Source organism: Plantactinospora mayteni, assembly GCF_016862935.1.
Taxonomy (GTDB): domain Bacteria; phylum Actinomycetota; class Actinomycetes; order Mycobacteriales; family Micromonosporaceae; genus Plantactinospora; species Plantactinospora mayteni.
The window spans coordinates 90,923-97,222 of record NZ_BONX01000056.1 but is presented as its reverse complement, the minus strand read 5'-3'; the positions used below and the strand labels follow the sequence as shown (position 1 = coordinate 97,222).

Below are 6,300 nucleotides of genomic sequence, written 5' to 3'. Positions count from 1 at the left end.
TGGTGGCAGCTCGTTCAGCGTCTACCGCGAGGTGGACCCTGACGCTGAGCCGCCAGTTGGCTGTCGCTCGGCCGCCAGTCAGCCGCTCTGCTCGGCTCAGGGGGCCGTGGCCAGCGCGACGGTACGCAGCAACTCCGGCACGGTGCCGGCGAAGTCGGGCAGCAGGGTCAGCACCACCACCCACGCCTCGGGTCGGCCGGCCAGGTGCTCGTGGACCAATGCCGCCAGTTCGGCCCGGTACGCGTCGTCGACCAGCCCCGGGTCCAGCGCCCGGTACGCCGGCTGGCCGTGGCGCAGTACGTCGACCGGGGGAAGGCAGCCGAGGCGTACCGCGTGCAGTGCCCACGAGTGGTGGTCGCGCACTGGCGTCTTCGTCAGCACGGTGGCCGCGGGCTTCCCGCCGGCCAGGGCCTTCATGGCGCGTTGCTCGATGCCGTTCAGAACTACCGGTGCCGAGCGCCGTAGCCGCTCCGGGCAGTCGTCCAACGCCTGAAGCTTCGGGAGGACGAAAACGTCGAACGGGTTCGTCCGGTGCTCGGCGATCAGCGCGTCCCAGTCCCAGCGGAAGCCCTCGGCGCGGAGATCCGCCGGGCTCGCGCCGCTCCGCAGCCGCCGGAAGAGGTGTTTCGGCGACTCGGCGTCGTGCACCGCGTCCCGGAGCCGGCCCAGCGCCCGCTCCGGGTCGGGATCCTCGACCAGCTCGGTGACCAGGGTCCGGACGCCCTTCTGGATGGTCTCCGGCAGCAGCTCCAGCAGGCCGTCCGGGCCGTACCGCTCCCACCGCTCCAGCACCCAGCGCAGCACCCGGTTCTGCGGGAGCTTGAGCATGCGCAGCGCGTAGCTGACCAGCTCCGCGTCCCTGCTCTGCAACAACGGCAGCATCTGGTACGGGTACCAGATGCCGAGCACCAGCTTGCGCAGGTCCGGGTCGATCGGCAGCGGTCCGGCCCGGCCCGGTGTGAACGGCGTGCCGCTGGCCAGTTTCCACTTCTGTTCGTCGGTGGCGTGCCGCTGGTAGATCAGTCCGGCGTTGACCGCCGGATCGTCCAGGGCCGCCAGGGACTCGATCACCTCGGTGGAGAGGTGGAGATGCCGGGACAGCAGCACCAGGATTGGCCGGTCGTCCTCGGCAATCGCCCGGGACAGCCACTCGTTCCGCCATTCGCCCTGGGCCAGTAGGTCGTACCGGGTGCGGTCGTCGAGGTGGGGCAGCAACATCCACTGGACGTCGGTGCTCGCGGCGTTCAGCAGCAGCACGAACGCGGCTCGGTTGACGTGCAGGGACGGGGTGTCGAAGAACCCTGGGGTCTCGGCGGCGTCCGGCCAGGCCGTGTCCGGCGCGGTCGGGCTCGGTGAGGCCGGAGCTGGCGGCGCGGCGGCCAGCGCCTCCTCCACCAGTTCGGTGACGCTGCCGTCGTACTTCGGCAACCGGCCCCGGAGCGCCCGCCAGGCCGCCACGTTGTCGGCCAGCCCTCCGGTCACCAACTCGGTCAGCCGATCCTGGAACTCCGCCCACCCGGCCCGCTCGTCCGGCCCCGGCCCAGGCTTGCCCGGTGCGTCGCCAGTGCGCTCCAAGGCCAGTTTGAGCACGGTACGGGCCGGTCGTGCCTCGGCCAGCAGGTCGGCACCGGAGACGTCCCGGCCGAGCCGCTGGGCCACCAGCGTCGTCAAGGTTTCGGCGCTCGCCACGGTACGCAGCAGCGGCCGAACGGTCGCCGCGGAGAGCGGCCGACCCAACCCGAGCACGAAGTCGAGTGGACGGGAAACCGCGGGCGCCAGTTCGGCGAGTACGTCTTCCGGGCAGTCCGGCCGCTCCAGAAGGTGTTCGACGAAGTCGGGTCGGAGCCGCCGAGCCCGGTGTGCCTCCCGTACCGTGGGCCAGTCCAGCCCGCGCTGGTCTCTGATCGCGTGTCTCGGCGCCTGTAGCTCGTTCCACGACAGGTCCCGCCTGCCCTTGTGCTCCTTCGCGACCTGGTACAGGTGCGCGACGAAGAAGCGGGTGGCCTCGGTGTCGACCGGATCCGGCTCCGGCGTGGACACCGCCAGGTTGGGGCCGTCCGGAGCGGAGTTGTCCGGAGCGGAGCCGCCGGTAACGGTGTCGTCCCCAGCGTCGTACGCTCGCCAGGCGCTCCCGACCACCCCCTCGTCCTTGTCTGCGTACGCTCGCCAGAGGTCTTGGTGGGCGGGCCGGGCGGAGTCGTTGTGGGCCAACGACCGGACCAGAACCGGATCGGCGGTACGCAGCACCCCCTCGACGAGGACGTGCGGCAGCGCCGGCTCCTTCCGGAGCAGCGGCGCCAGGGCGTGACCCGTCCGGTTCAGTAGCTGCTCGCAGTCGTCGCCAGCTATCGCGGCCAGAAGTGTGGCCACGGCCGGTGCCACCGTTCGCAGCTCCACGCTTTGCAGTTCCATGCTCGGGCTCCCCAGGATCTCCACGCCGACGACGTCGACCTGACCGAGGAGGTCCACGGTCAGTGCTTCGACGCCATGCCTAACTACGACCAGCTTCACGCGCTTGTGACACACAAGGATGTGCCGCCGGTGCCAAGGCATTCCGCGATGGCCACGAGGAGACGGTAGTCAACCACGTCAAGCAGTGCGACCTGGCCAACGAAGCTGACCAGCCGCTCTGCTTAGCTTAGGCGTACTTCTTCTCGCTCTGCTCTCGGATGGCGTCGATCGCCATCGACCACCACGTCTGGGCTTGACGAAATGCGTGCGGGTCTCGGTCTCGCAAGAGCGCGTCTAGCTCGTCGGTTTCCTGGCGTACCTCTTCGATCGTCTCAGGAGCAGGTGACTGATAGCGCACGCCGAATCGGTATACGAACTCCAGAAAATCGCTGAGAGTACTGTTGATTACCTCTGCCTCGGAGCCGTCGTCGGTGAGCGCCATGAAGACGATGAATCCATCCGGGATATCAAGGAAGAACCGAGCCTGGTCGTCGTCTTCCGGCCCGCCGAGGAACATCACCCTGTTGATCACGCCATTGGCAGGAAACTCTTCCACCTGGAACAGTGCGGGCTGTCCGACTATATCGGTGGTGAAGAGGGGGCCCGCGTATCGGGGAAAGCCGACATGCGTGAGGATCAGCATGTCCATCTCGGAGAGCCCGGCACTCCTTGCCTTCTCGGCGTCCAGGAGGACAACATTGTCCTCGCCGAAGGCTTCAACCAGCTCTTCGTGGGTGATCATGGATATTCCTTTGTCGAGGCTCCGTGCTACACGGCGCGACATGGCCACGGACGTAACACCGGCCGCAGAGTACTACAGGGGCCATTGTCGAGTTCCGGCCATCCCGCCCTGCCCACAACCGGGATCTAGGAAACAGGTGCGTGTCGGCGACCGTTGCGTGCGCCGCACCTCGTACCTGCTGCACCGCATCGGCTGGTCGGTGCAGGTCTCCGGGCATCGGCCGCCCGAACGCGACGGGGCTGCGGTCACCAGGTGGCGGCAGGAGGCGTGGCCGGCGGGAAAGCGGTAGCGGCACAGTGTAAGGCGTGGATCGTCGTCGAAGACGAGGCCGGGCAGACGCTGCGCCCACCGAGGGCCCGCACCTGGGACCGACGGCATCACGCTCATAGGTGGCCCGTGAGCAGCCGAACACCTCGGCGGCCACGCCCTGGGACTCGTTACGGCGCAGCAGGAACAGGGTCAGCGCGACGGCCCGGTACAGTCCCGGGACCCGACGTCTTGTACCGTTCGAAAACTCGGCCTCGGGGCGTTGACACGTGGTTTTGTGCGACGTCGAGGGCGCATCGGTGGCCCTGCTGGCGCCCATGATCCTGTCGTGTGGCTACCTGTTTCTATGCCAGGCCATGCAGTTGATCGTGCTCGGTCTGCGCGGCGAGCGGTTCAAAGAGGTCGAGGTCCTTGTGCTGCGTCACCAGGTTGCGATCCTGCCTTGGCAGGTCAGCCGTCCGGATCGATACCGCTCCGGCTCGTCGTACGGTCGCTCGGCAGCAGAGCGATTCGTCAGGGGCGCGGGTGCGCCGCTACTCCGAGCGCGGCGGCGCAGGGTGCCTCTGATTGACCGTGGGGCGCCGGGACTCTACTGTGCGACGCATGAACACCTGTTTCCGGCAGGTGTGCTGGGTACGTGTGACCGATCCCCCCTCGGACACCAGTTCTGGTGGAGTTCCACCAGTCGTGAGTCGAATTCGATTCCGTACTGGTGTTTGCCCGGCATACCTGCGGTAACGCATGCTCGCGGGCGTCGGCGAGTAGTACATCATTGCTGGCGCGCAACGACGTGTTCGCGGTTGGACCGGTCATGACACCAACTCGCCGTCTCGACCGCGAGCAGATCATCGGCGTGCTTATTCCGGCCCCGCTTCCCGCCAGATCGCGACCCGGCCCTGCGCCGATGCCGGCGCTGCCCGCTCCACGTCCGCCAGCGACCGCTTCACTGGACGAGGTCTTGATCGGTGTGGCGCGTCCGGACCGATCCGGTCGGGTGACCGAACATAGCCTGCTGGGGGCGTTGCGCTGGCCCGCCGGCCACCGCATCGACATCCGCCCGCACAGCGGAATGCTCGTTGTCTCGTCAGCATCAGCCGGACAACACGTGGTCGGCAGTCGAGGGGAACTGCCGTTACCGGCGAGCGTCCGGCAGATGTGCGCGATCGTTCCTGGGCAGCCGCTGCTACTCGCCGCTCTGGTCGCCCACGATCTGTTGGTGATTCATCCGGCCAATACCGTCGTACGGCTGTTGGTCGACCTTCACGCGCAGGTGGTCAGTGGTCGTCGTGTCTGCTGATCCCGCCCGTGTCGCTACTGCGCGGCAGTTGCTGGCTCATTTGGGCGTTACCCTCGCCGATCTGCAGGCTGAGCCTGGTCCGGGGCTGCCGACGCTGGCCGAGTACCTGCCACAGGTGGTCGCGGCGGCCGGGTCGAGCACCCGCCGTACGTATGGCACCTACTGGCATCGGATGGCCGCCGCCTGGGGCGCCCGTCCCCTGGACGCGGTCGCAGCCAGCGACATCGAGGCAATGCAGCGAGAGATCGCCGCGACCGCCCGGTCGCGACGCAACAGCCGCAGCGGTCGCCACGCGGGCGAGCACGTGATCGCCGCTGCACGCGCCATCTACAACCGGGCCATCGCCGACGGGCTCATCGATCCCGCCGCCAGCCCCGCCCACCGGGTGGTCAAACCCCGCCGACTACCTAAGCAGGTTGTCGGAAGTTATGTCCGTAACTCGCCCGGGTTGATGCGCGTACCGACGTGAAGACCTCGCCGGGGTTTGATCGAGTTTCCAAACAACGATCAGCCCGACGAGGTCTTCGTCAGTATGCGCCCCGCGCACGTGTACGCCAACGTGTCCGACGAGCAGTACCACCAACTCGTGGACGCCCTGCACCGGCAGTGGAGGGTCGCCACCCGCGCGGTGATGATCCTGCTGTCCGCTGGTGGGATGCCCGCCAGCGAGATCGGCGCCCTGCTGCACTACGACCCGGCCACCGTCCGCCGGTGGATCACCCGCCATGACCTGGAAGGTCTGGCCGGGCTGCCCGACCGGCCCCGCCCCGGTCGTCCCCGGCTGGGCAGCCCGCGCCTGGGCGAGCGGATCCGTACCCTGCTGGGCACACCTCGGGCGTGGACCACCGGCAGGGTATGGCGGGCCCTGGGCCGCCCGCGCATGAGCCTGCGCACGGTGTACCGCCGGCTGCGGGAGCAGGCCCGCCGGCCCCGCCTGATCGCCAAGAGCGATCCCGACCACGACCGAGTCTGTGCCGCGATCCGCGAGCGGATCGCCGGACTGCCGGCCGGGTCGGTCGTACTCGCGCAGGACGAAACGCACCTCGACCTACTCGCCCGCGTACGGGCCTGCTGGACGCCCACCGGTGTCCGCCACCGGGTGATGACCCCCGGCTCGAACCTGCGCCGCACCCTGCACGGCGCGGTCAACCTGGCCACCGGGGCCTTCCACCACCACGTCAGCGTCCGCAACGTCTCCGTGGTCCTCTGCTACTTCCTCGACATGCTGCTCACCGCCTACCCCGACGCCCCGATCGTGGCCGTGATCTGCGACAACGGCACCACCCACCACAGCGGAATCACCAGACGGTGGCTGGCCGCGCACCCCCGCCTGATGTTGATCGAGGGCGCGAAGTACAGCCCTCAGGACAATCCGGTCGAACGGATGTGGGCCGTACTCAAACAACACATCGCCAACACCGCCCCGACCACCATGGCCGACCGCATCCGACAAGCCCACGCCTTCTTCCGACACCGAACCCCCGACCAAAACCTCACCACCACCGCACCCTGGACCTCACCCTGACTACCCGAGGGTTACGGA

General features: G+C 68.3%; 6 protein-coding genes. 4 read left to right on the top strand and 2 right to left on the bottom strand.

Features of this window, described 5'->3' with window-relative positions; translation table 11 throughout:
* Window positions 1-96: 96 nt before the first annotated feature.
* Both Pma05_RS35955 and Pma05_RS35950 read right to left on the bottom strand, forming a co-directional pair.
* The gene (locus Pma05_RS35955; RefSeq protein WP_203861991.1) at window positions 97-2,469 is read right to left on the bottom strand and encodes a hypothetical protein; all 2,373 of its coding nucleotides are present in this window, start codon (window positions 2,467-2,469) and stop codon (window positions 97-99) included.
* 169 nt (window positions 2,470-2,638) lie between these two features.
* Entirely contained in the window at window positions 2,639-3,193 is a 555-nt protein-coding gene (locus Pma05_RS35950; RefSeq protein WP_203861990.1) for an SUKH-4 family immunity protein, read from the bottom strand.
* Here Pma05_RS35950 and Pma05_RS44165 point away from each other — a divergent pair.
* The 4 genes from Pma05_RS44165 (at window position 3,093) to Pma05_RS35930 (ending at window position 6,282) form a co-directional block, all read left to right on the top strand.
* Window positions 3,093-3,482, top strand: coding sequence for a winged helix-turn-helix domain-containing protein (locus Pma05_RS44165; RefSeq protein WP_372441612.1), 390 nt, complete (start codon window positions 3,093-3,095; stop codon window positions 3,480-3,482). The two genes, Pma05_RS35950 and Pma05_RS44165, sit on opposite strands and share 101 nt — an antisense overlap.
* A gap of 750 nt (window positions 3,483-4,232) precedes the next feature.
* Window positions 4,233-4,757, top strand: coding sequence for a hypothetical protein (locus Pma05_RS35940; protein WP_203861988.1), 525 nt, complete (start codon window positions 4,233-4,235; stop codon window positions 4,755-4,757).
* The gene (locus Pma05_RS35935; protein WP_203861987.1) at window positions 4,738-5,226 is read left to right on the top strand and encodes a site-specific integrase; all 489 of its coding nucleotides are present in this window, start codon (window positions 4,738-4,740) and stop codon (window positions 5,224-5,226) included. Before Pma05_RS35940 ends, Pma05_RS35935 begins: the two co-directional genes overlap by 20 nt.
* Before the next feature lie 63 nt (window positions 5,227-5,289).
* Window positions 5,290-6,282, top strand: coding sequence for an IS630 family transposase (locus Pma05_RS35930; RefSeq protein ID WP_203861999.1), 993 nt, complete (start codon window positions 5,290-5,292; stop codon window positions 6,280-6,282).
* Window positions 6,283-6,300 lie beyond the last annotated feature (18 nt).

Coding starts and splice junctions, on each gene's coding strand:
- Pma05_RS44165 (WP_372441612.1), top strand. CDS start 3,093: ATGTCCATCTCGGAGAGCCCGGCACTCCTTGCCTTCTCGGCGTCCAGG.
- Pma05_RS35950 (WP_203861990.1), bottom strand. CDS start 3,193: ATGATCACCCACGAAGAGCTGGTTGAAGCCTTCGGCGAGGACAATGTT.
- Pma05_RS35930 (WP_203861999.1), top strand. CDS start 5,290: ATGCGCCCCGCGCACGTGTACGCCAACGTGTCCGACGAGCAGTACCAC.